Source organism: Pseudomonas sp. 3MAES_34.3B (assembly GCF_058145875.1).
On record NZ_CM176960.1, the window covers coordinates 4,403,986 to 4,421,595 of the forward strand.

Here is a 17,610-nt window from a genome sequence, read left to right on the forward strand (position 1 = left end):
CCGCGAGCAGGTTAAGGTTTTCCAGCTTGCCTTCGATCACCAACACCTGCAGCTGGCCCTTGGAAAGGTCCTGCTGGGGCAGATAGGCGCGGCTGGTGACCAGCCCCCTCCAGGTAAAGGTTGGTGACCGCTTTCAGTAATTCGTTGAGCCGGGCAACGCCCAGGCACTGCTTCAGGTAAGGCGCCTGCAGGCGTGCACGCTCACCCTCGGTAAGGGCGTCTGCACCTTTGAGCCCGATCGTATCAATGGGGAAACAACGGCTATCGGCGGGGGCATTCGAGGTTTGCGGCTCAGCCTGTTTGCCGGGCAATGTTTTGAGCTCTTCGAGCCGGCGCTGCTGTTCTTCGAGCAGCCGTTGCTGGCGGTCACGGAGAAGATCCTGCTCCCCGGGCGTGGGCGCTGCAAAGGCGACGGAGGAAGTAGTTGAAAGTGGATGAATGGATCCACCGATTGCCGCCCCTTAAGCTATCGGTAGCACCTTCATTCCCTTGAGCCCCCTCTGCGCTACCCATTCCCTCGCCACTGTCATGGTCCGCCAACAGTACAGTTCGGCCCCGCTTCGCCTCACCGTACCGGTACGGCCCGTCCCGCTTCTCGTAGCCTGAATGCGTTGTCCCGGTGCTGAAGTACCCCTCCTGTCGGTTTGCCCCCGGGTTGTCCCCCGCAATCGCGATACGCAAGGAGTTCCAATGGTGACTGAGGATACGGTTGTGGTAACCGGCGCCACTGCCGGGGTGGGCCTGGCCTGCGCCCGGCTGCTGATCGAGCGTGGCAGCAAGGTGATTGGCATCGGCCGGCGCGAGGCGCGGCTGGCGGCACTGCAGAACGAACTGGGGCCGCAGTTTCTGCCGCTGCCGTGCGACCTGCGCGATGCCGATGAAGTGAATGGCTTGTTGCTGGACCTTCCGCCGCCGTTCCAGGCGGTAACCACCCTGATCAACAACGCCGGGCTGCTACAGGGCCGCGGGCCGTTGCTGGAGGTAACCCCTTCCCAGATCACCACCATGGTGGACACCAATATCGCCGCGTTGGTGAACGTGACCCACACCCTCCTCCCCAAGCTGATCGAAAGCGGGCGTGGGCATATCGTGAACCTCAGTTCCATCGCCGCGAGCCACCATTACATCGGTGGCCATGTGTACGCGGCGAGCAAGGCCTTCGTGGAGCATTTCAGCCGCTGCCTGCGCGCTGAACTGGTAGGCGCCAGGGTACGGATGACGAACGTGGCGCCCGGCAAAACCCGCTCCGAGTTCGCCTTGGTGCAGCACGACGGCGACCAGGCCCGGGCGGATCAGGTGTACAGCACCCTTACCCCGCTGGAACCCGAGGACGTTGCGCGTTCGGTGTTGTGGGCGCTGGCCCAGCCGCTGCACGTGAACATCAGCCATATCGAGCTGGTGCCCGCCGATCAATCGCTGTCCTACCGGTGACCGCCATGAACGCCCTTGCCCACTATTACGTGCGTAACAAACTCACCAACAAGCTGATCAGCAAACGGGTGCTGTCACCGATTTCCCGGTCGCTGCCGCCGCCAGCCGACCTGGTGAAAGCCTTGAGCATCGAGGCCGAAGTGGCCGAGCTGCTGGCGGTGTTCAACCAGTACCAGGCCCATGACGACGAGCAGGTCGGGCTGCCCCGCTACATGCCGTTCTACCGGTTCATCCAGTCCAAATTCCCCGGTTTCCAGTGGCAGGAACGCACCCACGAAGGCCGCAGAACGCTGGTGCTGGACAAGCCTTACATCAACCAGAGCCGGCCATCGCTGCTCAACCTGTTGCTGTGCGCGGTGAACGACAACACCTCCACCACGCCTGCGATGAAAGTGCGCTACCCCGCCACCCAGGCGTTGCCGGATGGGCTGGTGCAAGATTTGGAGCTGGCCTTTGAAGCGCTGTCGTTCGCGCAACCGGCGCCGCACTTCATGGCGCGCTTCACCGACGCCTTGCTGCGCGGGCTGGCAGGCGAAACCGTGACGCTGATATCGCCGGTGTGCCCCGATTATGGCTACGAGGCAAAGAACGGGCGCTTCCGTTACACCTTTGAGCAACTCGGCGAAGGCATTGGGCTGGTGGCCGGCCGCGTGGTGAAAACCCTGCCGGTGATCCGGCAAGTGCTGGAGAAGCACGGCATTCGCAGCCAGCTGGCCGTCGCACCAGGGGACTTCGAAGGCTTCGACCCGGGCACGCTCGCCCGGCTGAAAGAAACCCGCGAGGGCTTCGCCCGCAAGCTGTGCATCAGCCAGGGCAAGATCCTCGAACAGTTGGGCGCCGATACCGAAACCCTGTTCATCGCTGAAGCGGCCGGGGGCGAGGCTGCGTGGAACGCGCTCACCGCCGATGCCTGCGCACGGCTGGCCGCTGGCGATAACGGCCATATCGTGGAGGGCGACCTCGACTACGCGTCCATCTTCAATGCCCGCCTGCCGCTGTATCAGGCTTGGCACCAGCACCGCAGCAACGATCAATTGATGCAGGTGCTGTATTCTCAGGGCGCGGAGTATGCCGCCATGGGCCAGGTGTTCGCCCGGCAGTGGGAGAACCCCATCGTGATCGGCGCCGATCACAACCGCATGCAACCGTTTTACTGGCTGTACACGCCGATCCCGGTGCTGTACCTCACCCGGGTGTACTGATGAACGCCCCCCACGCGCCGGGGCGCGTACTTCATAGCCAGCACGGGCCCGCCGAGGACATCCGCGCCAGCTACACCCACCTGCCCTGCCAGCCCTTCTGGACCTGGCTCACCGGCAAGGGGTTGCCGCTCACCGATGCCGAACTCAAGGCGGCCCAGGCGGACCACAGCGAAGGTTTTCTGCTGGCACACCTGGCCTTCACCTGGGCGGTAATCGGTGGGCTGGTGGTGCTGGGGCACTACATATTGGCGGGCAGTTTCGGTGTGGCGGGTGGCGCGCTGTTGCTGGGCCTGGGCTGGCTGCTGATGGTCAACCGCCTGCGCAGCATGCAGGCGACCTTCCATTACCTGACCCATGGCGCGGTACTCAAGGATCGCCAGCGGGCCCGGCGATATGCCCGCTGGTTGCTCACCACGCCATTGCTGTACCCCGACTGGGATACCTACAACCGCACCCATGTGCGCGAACACCACAACATCCATGTGCTGTGCACTGACGTAGACCCCGATCAGGTGTTCATTCAGCGCCAGGGGTTTTATCCCGGCATGCCTGAACGGGCGTACTGGTGGCGGGTATGCACCACGCCCTTCACCCCCCGCTACCTGCTGCGCCAGTGGCACGATGCGCTGCTGGATACCTTCGTGCGCCCCGCGCCCGCCGAGCGCCAGGCCGCTTGGGTGTTCTGGGCGGCGGCACTTAGCCTGCTGTGGGCGGTGGATGGCCTGGGGGCCTTTGCGCTGATGTACCTGGCGGCGCGGGCCGTCTGGTTCGAGCACGCCATGTGGCTGCAGCTGTTCACCGAGCACCTGTGGTTTTACCCGCGCCAATCAGGCCGCGACGACAAAACCCATTACGGCCGGCTTACCTGGGGCCGCTTTCAGGGGCGCCGCCCGCCACGTCACGGGTTGTGGACAAAAAGCCTGTGGGCGCTGCAGTGCCTGGTGTGCGACGTGCCGGTGCGCTTGTACGTGTACCCCCAGGATTTGCCCAACCACGACTGCCATCACCGGCGCCCGAACGTGCATTACCGGCACATCGCCAACTACCGCGCCACGGTAGAGCGAGCGCCTTCCGCCTACGGCCCTTTTCTTGAAGTGTGGGGCTTTACCGCCGGGCTGCGGGTGATCCGCGATCACCTGTGCCGCGGCGTTCACGAACCCTTTGCAGCTTACCCATCGGCCTCGGCCGTCAGCGCCACTACCGCCCCGTGTTCGCGGGTCGACATTCAAGGAGCATGACATGCAAGACGCTATCCGTACCGCCCAGCAAGACCTGCCAGCCACTGCCTGCGCCGCGTTTGCCGCTGACGAAGTATTAGTGGCCGAGCATGACCTGGCGCAGGCGATCGACACCGCCAAACATCAACTTGATACCTACGCTTATGCGTCCTTGAAAGCCTCGCTGCTGTTCACTGAAGACGAGCTGCGCTACATGGACGACGCCTGCCAGGTGATCCCCAAGACCATCATCGAAATCGGTGACGTGGGCGAGGAAAACTTCCTGTCCGTAGGGCGCTTCATGGAGGACCAGAAAGGCCAGCTGCCGGTGTACCGCAACGATCCTTATGGCCGCCAGGTAGTGGATATCCTCTCCTCGGGCAAGGCACGGGCGTTCTTCGACGGCGTAATGGAAAACACCTGCTACATCCGCCGCTGCCAAGCCAACACGCTGGAAGCCGGCAACTTCATCGGCAAGCACATCGACACCTACAGCAACCTGGAATACCGCTATTCGGTGGTGATCCAGTTCGGCAAACAGTACGACGGGGGTGAGTTCTTCGTGGAGTACCAGGGCGGGGAACTGGAAACCAAGACCGGCTACGCCGATGTGCTGATCAACCGCTGCGAGATCCCTCACGGGGTACGCAAGGTAGAGAGCGGCAAACGTTCTTCGCTGGTGTTTTTCCTCAGCACCAGCCCGCTGGACAAGCCCAACCTGCACAACAAGCAGATCTGAGAAAACCGCGCGGCGCCTCCACGCGCCGCGCCGCCGTAAACAAGGAAACCACAGCATGACGCAAGCCAACGTAGCGAACCTTCCACATACCCAGCCCGAGGCCAAGAACCAGGACGTGCAGGCGTACCTGCTGGGCCTGATTTCCGTGGCGGCCTTCGCCATGACACTGCCCGCGGCGAAGATGCTCACGGGCGAACTGAGCGCCGTGCAGGTGGGGATATTCCGCTCGGTGCTGGCGGCCTTCGCTGCGATTCCCTTCCTGGTGATCGGCCGGGCACGGCTGCCCAACCGTTCCCAGGTCAAACGTATGCTGCTTACCTCCACCGGGATCGTGTATGGCTTTCCGATCCTTACGGCATTGGGCATGCATTACGTGCCCGTAAGCCATGGCGGCGTGGTACTGGCCGCGCTGCCGCTGTCCACGGCGATTTTCGGCACGCTGATCACCGGCACCCGGCCCTCCAAGGCCTTTTGGGTGGTGTCCTGCCTGGGTTTCCTGGTGGTGATGAGTTACACGGTGTTCATGACCGGCGCCTCGGACCTGTACCTGGGTGACCTTGCCCTGCTGGGTGCGGTAGTGCTGGCCGGGTTTGGCTATGCCCAAGGCGGCGCGCTGTCCAAGGAACTGCCGGGCTGGCAGGTCATGTGCTGGACCCTGGTGATCAGCCTGCCGGTGCTGCTGCCCGCCAGCCTGTGGCTGTATGACGGAAACACCCTTTCCCACCTCAGCGGCCAGGGCCTTGGCGCGCTGCTGTTCCTGGCACTGATCAACTCGTTGCTGGGTTTCTTCTCCTGGAACCGGGCGCTGGCATTGGGCGGCATCCAGCGCATCAGCCAACTGCAACTGCTTCAGCCCTTCTTCACCTTCGGCTTCTCGATCTTCCTGATGGGCGAAGCCTGGAACTGGCTCACGCCGGTGGTGTGCGCGGCGGTCATTGTGCTGGTGTGGCAGGCCAAGCGCTGCTGATCCCACCCGGCGGCTGGGCCGTTGCCGGGCCGCCCCACTTCGCGGGAGATCCACTATGTCATCCGTCAGCTTTTTCAGGCCTACCTCGGAGTTGCAGCAGTGGGATGCCAACCAGTATCACGTCAATGCGCGTTTCGTCGCGCACTTGGCCAGCGACGCGCTCGACCTGCTGGCGGTACAGCCGGGCGAACGGGTGCTGGACATCGGCTGTGGCGACGGCTACCTCTCCGAGCGCTTGTGCCGCGCGGGCGCAGAGCTGGTGGGCTTTGATTACAGCCCCGAACTGGTGGCCGCCGCCCGGGCGCGCGGGCTGGATGTGCGCCTGGGGAACGCCGAGCGGCTGTATTTTCATCGGGAATTCGACGCGGTATTCAGCAATGCCGCGCTGGAATGGATGCGCCTGGCCGACCGTGTGGCGCTGGGGGCTTTTGAAGCGCTCAAGCCAGGCGGGCGCTTCGTGGGCGAATTTGCCGGCGCTCATAATATTGCCAGCATCCGCCTGGCCGTGAACAAGGCGCTGGTGCGCCGGGGGATCAACCCTGAAGACGTGGACCCGTGGTACCTGCCCACGGCGGGCGAATACCAGCATGTCTTGGAAAACGCAGGTTTTCAGCTTAGCTACATCAGCTGGTACGAGCGGCCAATAGTGATCGACTACCCCCTCGGCGAATGGCTGGAAACCTTCGCCAGCCCCTATCTCACCGTGTTGCCGGTGGAAGCCCGAGCAGATTTTATCGCCGAGATCACCGAGGAGCTGGCCGCTACGCTGCAAAGGCCAGACGGCCGCTGGACAGTGGATTACACCCTGCTGCGCTTTCGCGCGGTAAAACCCTTGCGCCCGGCGGGCTGATTGCCGCTCAACAGGAGTTTGCAAAATGACACTCAAAACCACGGGCCTGGAGCTCAAGACCTTCTACACCGACCCAACCCTGTGGAATGGCCGTGATGGCCAACCACTGTACTGGATCGACGACATCGGGCTGGTGGTGAACGACGGCGATGTGCTGGACAACGCCGACATCCCTACCCTGGGCGACAGCGACCGTATCGATATCCTCAGTGGCTTTGTGTATGCGTATGAGCACCTGGGAGAGGTGGCAACCCTGGAGGATTACTTCCAGATGTGGCGCAACGGCCTGGGCCGCAGTGCCGCGCCGGATCGGCGATACCGCGCGGCAGTGGGGTTGCAGGGGAGCCTGTTGGGCGGGTAACCGTTACTGCCTACGATTCCACCGCCCGGGCAATGGCCAGCTGTGCGCGGATGAACGCCTTGAACTGCGGGTCGTTGCAGTAGGTGACATTGAAACGCAGGTGCTGGTCGTACTGGCGGCCATTGCTGAACAACGAGCCCGGCGCCAGGAAAATCCGTGCGTCGTGGGCCTGCTCGATCAGCCGGCGCAGGTCGATGTAGTCTGGCATGCGCCCCCAGAGGAAAATCCCGTCGGCGCTGTGATCGTCGAAGGTGACGCCCGCCGCGCTGAGCCACTCCCGCGCCGTGGCCCTGGCCTGCATCACCCGCTGCGCAAGCGTATCAAGGTGATGCTGGTAGCGCCCTGATTGCAGGGTATCGGTCACGATGGTTTCGTCGATGGCCGAGCCGCACAGCAGGCTGGACATTTTCTCTTCCACCAACCGCTCCACGAACGGCAGCGGCGCAACCGCATAGCCCAGGCGCAGCGCGGGGCTGAGCACCTTGCTGAAGCCGCCCAGGTAGAAACTGCGGGTGAAGCCATTGAGGCTGGCCAGGCGAAGGGTTTGCTGGGAAGAGAGCGAGCCGTACACGTCGTCCTCTACCACGTGGAAATCGTACTTCTCGGCCAGCGACAGAATTTTGTACCCCTTGGCCGGCGATGTGCTACCGCCCGTGGGGTTATGCACCAGTGTCTGCGTGAGGAACAGCCGCGGCCGATAGCGCGCCACCATGGTTTCGAACACCGCCATGTCCGGCCCGTCGTTGAGCCTGGGCACGGTGATGATGTTGAAGTCCCGCTGCTTGATCAGCTTGAGCTGCAACAACAGGTAGCTTGGATCTTCCACCAGAAGGTAATCGCCCTCCTGCAGCATCAGCTTGCGGATCATGGAAAAGGCGTGGGTGGCGCCCATGGTGACCACAATCTGCTGGCTGCTGGCGGCGATGTGCACTTCGCGCAACTTGCGCGAGATCGCCTGGCGCAGATCCTGGCTACCTGCCGCTGGCGCCGGCACACTGCATGAAAGGGCATTGCGGATCAGCCGGCCGGTGACCGAAGGCGGTACGGCATCGGCCAGCCAGGTGGGCGGCAGATAGCCGGAGCTCACCGGCAGGTCGTAAAGGGAAGGGTCCAGCGCGCGGTAAAGAAAACCACCATGCAAGCTACTGGGCACCACGGCCTCGTCGCTGTCACTGGCCGCGCTGGCCTGCTTCACCGGCAGCACGAAATAACCCGCGCCAGGGCGCGATTCCACCACGTGCTGTGCAACGAGGTCTTCATAAGCGCTGGTGACTGTAAATATGCTTACGCCCAACTGGCGCGACAGGGCACGCACGGAGGGCAAGCGAGCACCTTGCACCCACTGGAACGCCTCGATGCGCTCAAGCACGCCGCGGCGAATCTGGTCCACGAGCAGCACTTTGCTGTTGCGGTCGATCTGGAACATGTCCCTATCCTCGCTGGATGCCCAGCGGCTGCCGCGCGATGGCAGCTTCCCTGTGAAGCCTGTCCACAATGCCGCGCCAGACGTATTGGAGCAGCAAAACAACCAAGGCGCCAGCCCTGTTCGCGCAACGCCCGCCGACATACAGCCCCTTGACGGAACGGCAACAACACCCCAACGTATCGGCAAAATAACTACAACATCCCGCAGGGACCGTGCCATGCGATTCCACCACCTGGACCTGAACCTCCTGGTCGCTCTCGACGTATTGCTCGAAGAGTGCAACATCACCCGCTCTGCCGAGCGCCTGCACATGACCCAGTCCGCAACCAGCGGCGTGCTGGGGCGTTTGCGCGAGTACTTTGACGACGAGCTGCTGGTGCAGGTGGGGCGCAAGATGCAGCCCACACCGTATGCGCTCCAGCTGGCCGAACCGGTACGCGAGGTGCTGCTGAAAATCCGCTCGTCCATCACCAGTAAACCGGTGTTCGACCCGGCCACCAGCAAGCGGCATTTCCGCCTCATTACATCCGACTACCTGATCAGCGTGCTCTTCTCGAACGTACTGCAGAAGATTCACCGCTACGCGCCGCATATCACGTTCGAAATGCTCAGCCCCGGGGATAACTCCGGCGAGTTGCTGTCACGGGGCGAAATCGACCTGATGATCGTGCCCGAGCGCTACATCCTGCCTGACCATCCCTCCCGGTTGCTGTTCGAGGAAGAACACGTGTGCGTGGTATGGGCCGGCAACGACCAGGTCGGCGATAGCATCACCCTTGAGCAGTACCTGAGCCTGGGGCATGTGTCGGTAGGCTTCGGCCGCAGCCGCCACATGAGCATCGAGGACTGGTTCATGGCCCAGTACGGCGTGAGCCGGCGCATGGAAGTGATCACCAATGACTTCAACACCCTGGCCCGGCTGGTGGTGGGTACCAACCGCGTGGCCACCATGCACAGCCGCCTGGCGCGCCTGCAGGCCGACCACCTTCCGCTTCGGCTGCTTCCGCCGCCGGTGAAAATCCCGGTGATGGGCGAGTACATGCTGTGGCATCGCACCCTCGAAGGCGACCCGATGCACGCCTGGCTGCGCGACCAGATCAGCCTCACCATCGGTGACCTGGAGGAGGAAGCCCGCGCGGCGTGAGGTATCGACAGCGTCGATAGCCGGCCATCAAGGCGTTCTGCTGTTGGCGTGACGCCACCCCCGGTAGGGTGAGCGTTACGTTAACAACAAGAATGGATCAGCCCATGTCCGCCCTTCATCTGCGCTGCCAGACCCTCTTCGACAGTGTCGACCTCACACCACAGCAAGACCAGACCCTGGTAGTTGAAAACGGCCTGTTTACCTACGTTGGCCCTACGGCCAACGCACCGGCGGCACGGCCCGGCGACCAGCGCGTGGAAGGCGTGGCGCCCTTCGTGATGCCGGGGCTGGTGGATGTGCATACCCACCTGGCCTTCGGGAATGCCCAGAGCGAGGAAGACATCGACCTGTGGACCAGCGACGAATTTCGCGCCCTGCGGGGCATGTTCTTCGCCCGGCATATCCTCGCGGCCGGGGTCACCAGCATGGTGTGCCCAGGTGACAGCGGGCAGCTCAGTATCTCGGTTCGCAACGCCATCAATGCCGGCCTGTTCGAAGGCCCGCGCGTGGCCGCCAGCAGCCGAGTGATCACCAACCGGCAAAGCCTTAACGACTGGTTCCCCAGCCGCGTAGGGGCGCCGGAGTATTTCACCGCCCGCCTGGTCACCAGCCGCAGCGAGGCCATCGCCGAAATCCGCACCCAGGCCAAGGACGGTGTGGACCTGATCAAGATCGCCATGGACGGCACCCACCGTCGCCCGAACGGCGAAATCATCGCGGCCTTTACCGCTGACGAAACCTTCGAGATGGTCGAAGAAGCCCACCGCCTGGGTTGCAAAGTGGCCACCCATGCGTATGGCCGGGAGGCGGTGATGTACGCCGCAAAAGCCGGCGTGGACCTGATTTTCCATGCGTTCTACATGGACGACGCCTGCATCGAGGCGATCCTGGAAAGCGGCAGCATCCTGGCCCCTACCATGACCTTCCCGCAGAACACCGTGGACTTCTGCCAACCTCACGACCCTGCCATCACCACCGGCTACGCCGGATACTGCAAACGCACGCTGGAAGTAGGCACGCAGGTGCTGCGCCGCGCCAAGGCCGCGGGCATTCCTTTCGCGTGCGGCAGTGACAGCGGCTTTGCCGTTACCCCCTACGGCGAATGGCACGGCCGCGAGGCAGAACTGCTGGTCACCCGCCTGGGCTTCACCCCCGCCGAGGCGTTGCACGCTGCCACTGCGGTGGGCGCACGCTGCATGCCGCGTGGTGAAAGCCTGGGCACGCTCAAGGCCGGCCAGCAGGCAGACTTCCTGGTGTTCGACGCCTCGCCGCTGGAGGACATTCGCCGGCTGATCGACCGCGATTGCCTGCGCGCCGTGTACAAGGCAGGCAAACCGGTGAGCCTGGAACGCACCGCCTACAACCCCAAACAAGTGTCGGATTTCAACTCGCTGAAATGGACCGACCTCTATACCCGTGACCGGGTACAGGCCCTGGCTGCCACCCGTACTGGGGAGGTGCGCGCATGAGCCGGCTGGACCTGAACACCGCAGTAACCTTGGCCCAGCGCGCCATCGCTGAAGGTATCGAACGGGGCTTTCACCCGCTCGGTGCCGCCGTGCTGGACCCCCACGGCCACCCTTTGGCGGTACTGCGCCATCCCGATGCCAGCTTCCTGCGCCCGCAGATTGCCAGCGCCAAGGCGAAAGGCTGTGTAGGCATGGGCTTCGGCGGCCGCGAACTCGCCCGCCGCGCCCAGGGCGTACCGACCTTCTTCGACGCCCTTAACAGCCTTACCGGCGGGCAGGTGATTCCAGTGGCAGGCGGCGTGCTGATCCGTAACGCCGAAGGCACCCTCCTCGGCGCCCTGGGCATCAGCGGCGACACCTCGGACAACGACGAAATCTGTGCCGTGGCGGCAATTCAAGCGGCTGGGCTGGTGGCGGATACAGGGGATAAATAAAGGCCTTTTTCGCGAGCTCCGCGGCGGCCTGTGGGAGCTGGGAGGCCGGCCGTCCGGCGAGCCGAAGGCGAAGCTCGCGAATAAGGGTGTCTATTTTGATAGAGACGCCACAATCTCCAACAGCTCTCCCCGCAGCCATGCCAGCGCGGGGTCGCTGTCCTGATAAGGGTGCCACTGCATTACCTGTACCGCCCGGGGGAAGTCCACCGGCGCCGGCCACAGGGCAAGGGGATAGCGCTGGGCCATTTGTTCGGCATGCCGGCGGAACAGCGTAGCGATGCGCTCGGTGCCAACGATGAATTCCGGTATCAGCCCAAAGCTCTCCACCCGAATGGCAGCATTGCGCGCCAGCCCGATCTCGTTCAGGTGCATGGCGTCCATGCCCAGGCTGCGACCATCGGCAAACGCCCGCACCACATGCTCGGCGTTGCGGTACTGATCGAGGCCGATCCCGCTGCTGTACGCCTGCGCACCTTGCCAGGCCACGCAGCACCATTGGTCTTCCAACAGCGTCGACTGCGCAAAGCCTGCGTTGCAGCGCCGCTCCGGCACCACCACCAGATCGCAGCGGCGATACTCCAGCGCTTCGCTCACCACATCCTGCTCACGCGGCACCGGCAAGTCCCGCAGGCTGAGCCGGGCCTTCGGCGCCCTCTCGGCCAGCACGCGCGCGAGTGACGGCATCAGCACCGCAATCACATAATCCGACGCCGCCACCGTGAACGTGCGCTCGCAGGTGGCCGGGTCGAACGCCGCAGGCCCCTCCACCAACTCCCGAGCCAGCGCGAGGGTTTGCTGCACCTTGGGCAACAGGGCCAGGGCCTTGGCAGTGGGCTCCAGCCGACGCCCCACCTGCACCAGCAACGGGTCATCGAAATGCTCACGCAACCGCCCCAACGCCGCGCTTGTGGCCGACTGCCCCAAATGCAAACGCTCGGCCGCGCGGCTCACGTTGCACTCAGTGAGGAGTGCTTCGAGGGCAATCAGCAGGTTCAGGTCCAGGCGACGCAGGCGCATCGGGCGCGGTTCCAGGCAATGGGGCTAGCGAGCATAGCGGATTTCAAGCTGCAAGCTGCAAGCTGCAAGCTGCAAGCTGCAAGGAGTATTGGCCGCGCGCCACCGCAATCACCAACCCCCTTACAACTCAATCTTCGTCCCCAGCACCTCCAGGAACGCAGCCAGCCATGCCGGGTGCGCGGGCCAGGCCGGGGCGGTAACAAGATTGCGGTCTACGTGGGCGCTGGTGACGTCGATGTAGACGAATTTGCCGCCGGCCAGCCTCACCTCCGGCGCGCAGGCGGGGTAGGCGCTGCAGGTGGGGTCATCGAGCACGCCCGCCGCAGCGAGCAGTTGCGGGCCGTGGCAGATGGCGGCGATGGGTTTGTTGGCGTTGGCGAAGCTGCGCACCAAGGCCAGCACTAGTTCGTTCAGGCGCAGGTATTCCGGGGCGCGGCCGCCGGGCACTACCAGAGCGTCGTACATATCGTGATGCACTTCTTCAAAACTGTAGTTCAGGCTGAAGCCGTGGCCGGGCTTTTCGCTGTAGGTCTGGTCGCCTTCGAAATCGTGGATGGCGGTCTTGATCTTGTCGCCGGCCTTTTTATCCGGGCAGACGGCGTGTACCTGATGCCCCACCATCGTGAGGGCCTGGAACGGCACCATCACTTCGTAATCTTCGACGAAATCGCCTACCAGCATAAGGATCTTTTTCTTGGCCAGGAGCGGGGTTCCTTGAGGGATCAATGGTCCCTCAAGGCTAGCCGCTCCTGCCGCAGGTGCTCAGTCGCGGCTGTCCAGCAGGTTGGCCACGATGCGATCCAGCCAACCCCACAGCCGCTGCTGCGCCCGGCGCCACAGCGGTCGCGCCTTCCATTGCTCCAACGTAATCTCCCGGCTATTAGCGAAATCTGTCTGAAAACTTGATGCCACCGCCGTGGTAAATGTAGGGTCCAGCGCTTCGAGGTTGGCTTCGAGGTTGAAGCGCAGGTTCCAGTGATCGAAGTTGCATGAGCCAACGCTGACCCAGTCGTCCACGATCACCATCTTCAGGTGAAGGAAGCACGGCTGGTACTCGTAAATCTTCACCCCGGCGCGAAGCAAGCGTGGGTAGTAGCGATGCCCGGCGTAGCGCACCGACGGGTGATCGGTACGCGGGCCGGTGAGCAGCAAGCGCACGTCAATGCCGCGCTGAGCGGCGCGGCGCAGTGACCGCCGCACGCTGAAGGTCGGGAGAAAATACGGCGTGGCCAGCCAGATACGCTGCTGGCCGGCATGAATCGCCCGCACCAGTGAACGCAGGATGTCCCGGTGCTGGCGCGCGTCGCAGTACGCGACCCGGGCGAGCCCGGCGCCGCTGGGCGGCATGCGCGGCAATCGAGGTAGCCCAAAGTGTGTGGCGGGACGCCAGGCGCTGCGCCGCAGATTCGCACGCCACTGGCGGTCGAAGAGCATTTGCCAGTCGGCCACCACCGGGCCATGCATCTCCACCATCACCTCGTGCCATTCGCTTTGGCTTTCATCCGGCTGCCAGAACTGGTCGGTAACGCCAGTACCGCCCACCACCGCCAGCGCCTGATCGACCACTAACAGCTTGCGGTGATCGCGAAACAGGTTACGCCCCCCGCGCCGCCACGAGACCGGGTTGTACAGCCGCAGCTCCACGCCCGCAGCCTGCAATTGTTCACGGGACGGCGCGCCGAAGGCCAGGCTGCCGTAACCGTCGAACAGGCACCGCACCCGCACGCCACGTTCGGCGGCAGCCACCAGCGCGGCCACCACCGCATCCGCGCAGTGGCCGGCCTCTACCAGATACAGCTCCAGGTCCACCTGCTCGCGGGCGTCGCCGATAGCCGCCAACATGCGCGGGAAGAACGAAGGCCCGTCGATCAGCAGCTCGAAGCGGTTGTGGTTACGCCATGGAAAGATCGGCCCAGCCATAGGTCAGGCTACCCGGCTGGAAGGAAGGGATTGCACGCACACACCACTGAACATGTAAGGCGCCCACAGGAAAGACCGGCTCACATTAACTGCGCGGAAAGAAATTTCCTACAGGGCGGCGCGAGTTGCTCTCGCCTTGCTTGTGCACGCTGCCCCCACGAGGCCTTTCGACCCACCCTACCCCAACACTGCCAACGCACGCGCCAGGCGCTTTTCCCTTGCTCCACGCGCCAGCTCGAACAAGGCCCGATCGCGACGCCAGACCGGCCCGAGCGCACGGGGCGAAATGTCGAAGGCATGCTCCACTTCAGGCGCCAGGGCCTCGAACTGAGCAAACAGGCCGGCCAGCAACAGATGTGTCGCCGGGGCCAGCGGCGGTTGCCGAGCGGCTTCGGCGCAACCGCCAAGTACGGCGAGCAGGCGCAGCTGGAGGGTTTGCGGCCACGGGTCTTCGATGGCGATCCCCAGCAGCCAGGCCACCAGTGCCGCCAAGATGTAGAGGTCTTCCACGCTGCGGAATGGCTTGACGTAATCGTCCCAGCCATCGCCGGGTAACAACGCGCACAGCGCATGCTCGAACCACGCGCGGGCATGGCCGGTCTCGGGCATGATCGGTGCTGGCGGCAGCGCTTCGAGCCGCACCCCAGGCTCGCCCGGGTACACCACGGTCATGGATAACCGGGGCGGCAAACCTTCGCCTTCGCAACGGGCGGCCACCATCAACCATTCGGCCTGATCGCCCGCGGTCACGAAATCCTTGCGCCCGGTAAGCCGTGTTCCCTGTACTCGCGTTCCCAGGTCGGCAGGGCGGATGCTGCGGTTTTCAGTCACGCAGATTGCGCCCAGCCCCGCCGGCGCGCTCGGCCACAGCACACGCAGCGCAGCCTGATACCCGATGGCGAAGGCCAGGCCCGGCAAGGGCACGGCGCGCGCAGCGAACACCGCCAGGTCGAAAGGTGAAGCGCCCGGCCAGCGGCGCAGCGCTTCGGCCCACAACTCCGTCAGGCTTTCGCCCGGAGTAAAAGGCTCGCGTTGTTGCATCACCTTGAGCCATCCCATGCGCCGCGCCTCCGGTTTGCCTGGCCGTCATCTGAGCATCATCGAAGCGTAACGGTGGTGACACCGTCGCTGCCTAGCCTGAGCTTGCCGAACAAAGCCCCTTGCTCGCAACCCCGGCAAGGCGGCTGCGATTGCCAATAGCTGCGGCGCCTCCGCTCAAGCCTGGCGCGTGCCGTCCCACTCTGCGGCGAACACCTGCAATTGCGGATAAAACGCCCGGAAATCGTCCAGCAGGGCCGGATATAGCTCACGCAGCTCGGGAAGCGCACCCAGCAAACCCTCCGGGCGAGACAAGCGCCGCGATATACCCTGCAGCACGCGCCCCAGTACCTCGAATTCCTGATAGGAGCCCAACCAGTCGTGCTCGATCATCGAGGGCGCGATGTTTGCCAGCCTGCCGGGAAGGTCCGGTGTGCGGCGCAATACGCTGTACACACGGCTGGTGAATTCGGGCAACGGCTGCGGGTGGTAGTGCTCCCAGTGGAGCGCCAGGCAGTGATCGAAAAACACATCGAGGATGATCCCTGCATAGCGGCGCCGTTCCCGGGGAAACCGCGCCAACGCGGCCAGCACCAGCGGGTGGCTGTCGGTGTAGCGGTCGATCGCCCGGTGAAGGCGAATGCCCGCCTCCAGTTGCGGCGGGAAGCGGCCGTCCAGCGACCCTTTGACGAAGTCGCCATAGAGGCTACCGAGCATTTGCTGCGGTGAAGGGCCGCCGAGGTGAAGGTGTGCCAGAAAGTTCATGAGGCCAGCGTAGCATTCACATAGCCTGGGCATATACCTCCACTTCACAAGCTCATCGCCAGAACGTATTTGTATATCGCGATACGCCGATATATATTTCGCTCTATCGCGATATACCGTTATCCCACTCGAGCACCGCCAGCATGCCTCTCGACCTCGACGACATAATAAAAGCCCTGTCCCACCCCGTGCGCCGCGACATCCTGCACTGGCTCAAAGACCCCAAGGGCGAGTTTCCCGACCAGAACCACAACCATGACTACGGCGTGTGTGCGGGGCAGATCGACCAGCGCTGCGGCTTGTCGCAGTCCACGGTGTCGGCCCACCTGGCGACCTTGCAGCGTGCCGGGCTGGTCACCAGCCGCAAGGTTGGCCAGTGGCACTACTTCCAACGAAACGAGGAACAGCTGCGGCTGTTTCTCGAGCAATTGAGCAACCAGCTCTGAAAGGACACCTCCAATGCCGCTTTCCTTGTTAATCCTGGCGCTGAGTTCGTTCGCCATCGGCACCACCGAGTTCGTCATCATGGGGCTGCTGCCCAATGTGGCGCAGGACCTTGGTGTTTCCATCCCCGGCGCCGGATGGCTCGTCACCGGCTATGCCCTGGGCGTGGCGCTGGGCGCGCCGTTCATGGCCATGGCCACGGCCCACCTGCCGCGCAAGCTGGCGCTGGTGGTGCTGATGGGCGTGTTTATCGTGGGCAACCTGTTGTGCGCGGTGGCGGCCGATTACAACGTGCTGATGTTCGCCCGGGTAGTGACCGCGCTGTGTCACGGCGCATTCTTCGGTATCGGCTCTGTGGTGGCTGCCAACCTGGTGGCGCCGAACAAGCGGGCATCGGCAGTAGCGCTGATGTTCACCGGCCTCACGCTGGCCAACGTGCTAGGTGTACCGCTGGGTACTGCGCTTGGCCAGGCCGCTGGCTGGCGGGCAACGTTCTGGGGCGTCACGTTCATTGGCGTGGTGGCTTTCATCGGCCTGTTGCGCTACTTGCCGAACCGCCACGACGAACAAAAGCTCAACATGGCTGCCGAACTCGCCGGCCTCAAGGGCGCAGGAATCTGGCTATCGCTGAGCATGACGGTGATGTTCTCCGCCTCCATGTTTGCCCTGTTCACCTACATCGCGCCCTTGCTGGGTGAGGTTACGGGTGTTTCAGACCGCGGCATTACCTTCACCCTGCTGCTGATCGGCCTTGGGCTGACCCTGGGCAATATCGTGGGCGGCAAGCTGGCCGATCGCCAACTGGCCGGTACGCTCGCCGGGGCCTTTATCGCCATGGCGCTGGTGTGCACCGCGCTGGCCTGGACCAGCGCAGCACTGATACCCACCGAAGTCACGCTGTTCATCTGGGCAATGGCCGCCTTCGCCGCCGTACCAGCGCTGCAGGTGAACGTGGTCAGCTTCGGCAAGGCCGCGCCCAACCTTGTGTCCACGCTGAACATCAGCGCCTTCAATATCGGCAACGCGCTCGGCGCCTGGGTTGGTGGCGCGGTGATCGGCCATGGCCTGGGCCTCACCCGTGTGCCACTGGCCGCAGCCGCCCTCGCTGGCGTGGCGCTGGTTATCACCCTGATTACCTTCTCCCGGGGCGGCAAGGCTGACCTTGCCCCCGCTACCTACTGAAAGA

General features: G+C 63.9%; 18 protein-coding genes and 1 pseudogene. 12 read left to right on the plus strand and 7 right to left on the minus strand.

Annotation, left to right across the window (positions count from 1 at the left end; all coding sequences use genetic code 11):
- Positions 1–12 precede the first annotated feature (12 nt).
- Positions 13–452 (minus strand): annotated as a pseudogene (locus AC3Z8Y_RS19590) (POTRA domain-containing protein); the annotation flags it as partial.
- A 238-nt stretch (positions 453–690) separates the two neighbouring features.
- On the opposite strand from AC3Z8Y_RS19590, the gene AC3Z8Y_RS19595 reads away from it, so the two are divergent.
- The 7 genes from AC3Z8Y_RS19595 to AC3Z8Y_RS19625 are packed head-to-tail and all read left to right on the plus strand — an operon-like array spanning position 691 to position 6,767.
- Positions 691–1,431: an SDR family NAD(P)-dependent oxidoreductase gene (locus tag AC3Z8Y_RS19595; RefSeq protein WP_490087219.1), complete on the plus strand. Its 741-nt coding sequence runs from the start codon at positions 691–693 to the stop codon at positions 1,429–1,431.
- 5 nt (positions 1,432–1,436) lie between these two features.
- Entirely contained in the window at positions 1,437–2,633 is a 1,197-nt protein-coding gene (locus AC3Z8Y_RS19600; protein ID WP_490087220.1) for a hypothetical protein, read from the plus strand.
- Positions 2,633–3,871 carry a hypothetical protein gene (locus AC3Z8Y_RS19605; RefSeq protein ID WP_490087221.1) on the plus strand — a complete coding sequence of 413 codons (1,239 nt, stop codon included), beginning with the start codon at positions 2,633–2,635 and terminating at the stop codon, positions 3,869–3,871. The genes AC3Z8Y_RS19600 and AC3Z8Y_RS19605 overlap by 1 nt, the downstream gene beginning before the upstream one ends.
- Before the next feature lies 1 nt (position 3,872).
- Positions 3,873–4,589: a 2OG-Fe(II) oxygenase gene (locus AC3Z8Y_RS19610; RefSeq protein WP_490087222.1), complete on the plus strand. Its 717-nt coding sequence runs from the start codon at positions 3,873–3,875 to the stop codon at positions 4,587–4,589.
- A gap of 55 nt (positions 4,590–4,644) precedes the next feature.
- On the plus strand, positions 4,645–5,556 hold the full coding sequence (locus tag AC3Z8Y_RS19615) for a DMT family transporter (protein ID WP_490087223.1): 912 nt from the start codon (positions 4,645–4,647) through the stop codon (positions 5,554–5,556).
- Positions 5,557–5,611: 55 nt separating this feature from the next.
- Positions 5,612–6,406 carry a class I SAM-dependent methyltransferase gene (locus tag AC3Z8Y_RS19620; RefSeq protein ID WP_490087224.1) on the plus strand — a complete coding sequence of 265 codons (795 nt, stop codon included), beginning with the start codon at positions 5,612–5,614 and terminating at the stop codon, positions 6,404–6,406.
- A 25-nt stretch (positions 6,407–6,431) separates the two neighbouring features.
- Positions 6,432–6,767, plus strand: a complete 336-nt coding sequence (locus AC3Z8Y_RS19625) for a hypothetical protein (RefSeq protein WP_490087225.1) — start codon at positions 6,432–6,434, stop codon at positions 6,765–6,767.
- Between the two features lie 10 nt (positions 6,768–6,777).
- On the opposite strand, the gene AC3Z8Y_RS19630 is transcribed toward AC3Z8Y_RS19625, so the two are convergent.
- Positions 6,778–8,193, minus strand: a complete 1,416-nt coding sequence (locus tag AC3Z8Y_RS19630; protein WP_490087226.1) for an aminotransferase-like domain-containing protein — start codon at positions 8,191–8,193, stop codon at positions 6,778–6,780.
- 217 nt (positions 8,194–8,410) lie between these two features.
- Between AC3Z8Y_RS19630 and AC3Z8Y_RS19635 the strand changes: the two genes are divergently transcribed.
- The 3 genes from AC3Z8Y_RS19635 (at position 8,411) to AC3Z8Y_RS19645 (ending at position 11,240) form a co-directional block, all read left to right on the plus strand.
- Positions 8,411–9,337 carry a LysR substrate-binding domain-containing protein gene (locus AC3Z8Y_RS19635; RefSeq protein WP_490087227.1) on the plus strand — a complete coding sequence of 309 codons (927 nt, stop codon included), beginning with the start codon at positions 8,411–8,413 and terminating at the stop codon, positions 9,335–9,337.
- 104 nt (positions 9,338–9,441) lie between these two features.
- Positions 9,442–10,806, plus strand: coding sequence for a metal-dependent hydrolase family protein (locus AC3Z8Y_RS19640; protein WP_490087228.1), 1,365 nt, complete (start codon positions 9,442–9,444; stop codon positions 10,804–10,806).
- Positions 10,803–11,240 (plus strand): GlcG/HbpS family heme-binding protein, encoded by a 438-nt coding sequence (locus AC3Z8Y_RS19645; RefSeq protein WP_490087229.1) that lies wholly within the window; start codon positions 10,803–10,805, stop codon positions 11,238–11,240. Before AC3Z8Y_RS19640 ends, AC3Z8Y_RS19645 begins: the two co-directional genes overlap by 4 nt.
- Before the next feature lie 90 nt (positions 11,241–11,330).
- Here the strand turns inward: AC3Z8Y_RS19645 and AC3Z8Y_RS19650 are convergent, their stop codons facing one another.
- The 5 genes from AC3Z8Y_RS19650 to AC3Z8Y_RS19670 all read right to left on the minus strand — a co-directional run bounded on the left by AC3Z8Y_RS19650 (position 11,331) and on the right by AC3Z8Y_RS19670 (position 15,980).
- Positions 11,331–12,257, minus strand: coding sequence for a LysR family transcriptional regulator (locus tag AC3Z8Y_RS19650; protein ID WP_490087230.1), 927 nt, complete (start codon positions 12,255–12,257; stop codon positions 11,331–11,333).
- Between the two features lie 120 nt (positions 12,258–12,377).
- On the minus strand, positions 12,378–12,959 hold the full coding sequence (locus AC3Z8Y_RS19655; RefSeq protein WP_490090053.1) for a DJ-1/PfpI family protein: 582 nt from the start codon (positions 12,957–12,959) through the stop codon (positions 12,378–12,380).
- A 60-nt stretch (positions 12,960–13,019) separates the two neighbouring features.
- Positions 13,020–14,177 (minus strand): phospholipase D-like domain-containing protein, encoded by a 1,158-nt coding sequence (locus tag AC3Z8Y_RS19660; protein ID WP_490087231.1) that lies wholly within the window; start codon positions 14,175–14,177, stop codon positions 13,020–13,022.
- 177 nt (positions 14,178–14,354) lie between these two features.
- Positions 14,355–15,236 (minus strand): acyl-CoA dehydrogenase middle domain-containing protein, encoded by an 882-nt coding sequence (locus tag AC3Z8Y_RS19665; protein ID WP_490087232.1) that lies wholly within the window; start codon positions 15,234–15,236, stop codon positions 14,355–14,357.
- A gap of 156 nt (positions 15,237–15,392) precedes the next feature.
- Positions 15,393–15,980, minus strand: coding sequence for an acyl carrier protein phosphodiesterase (locus tag AC3Z8Y_RS19670; RefSeq protein WP_490087233.1), 588 nt, complete (start codon positions 15,978–15,980; stop codon positions 15,393–15,395).
- A gap of 143 nt (positions 15,981–16,123) precedes the next feature.
- Here AC3Z8Y_RS19670 and AC3Z8Y_RS19675 point away from each other — a divergent pair, with 143 nt between their 5' ends.
- Together AC3Z8Y_RS19675 and AC3Z8Y_RS19680 are read left to right on the plus strand one after the other, a co-directional pair.
- The gene (locus tag AC3Z8Y_RS19675) at positions 16,124–16,426 is read left to right on the plus strand and encodes an ArsR/SmtB family transcription factor (RefSeq protein ID WP_181115284.1); all 303 of its coding nucleotides are present in this window, start codon (positions 16,124–16,126) and stop codon (positions 16,424–16,426) included.
- Between the two features lie 13 nt (positions 16,427–16,439).
- Positions 16,440–17,606, plus strand: a complete 1,167-nt coding sequence (locus AC3Z8Y_RS19680) for an MFS transporter (RefSeq protein WP_490087234.1) — start codon at positions 16,440–16,442, stop codon at positions 17,604–17,606.
- Positions 17,607–17,610 lie beyond the last annotated feature (4 nt).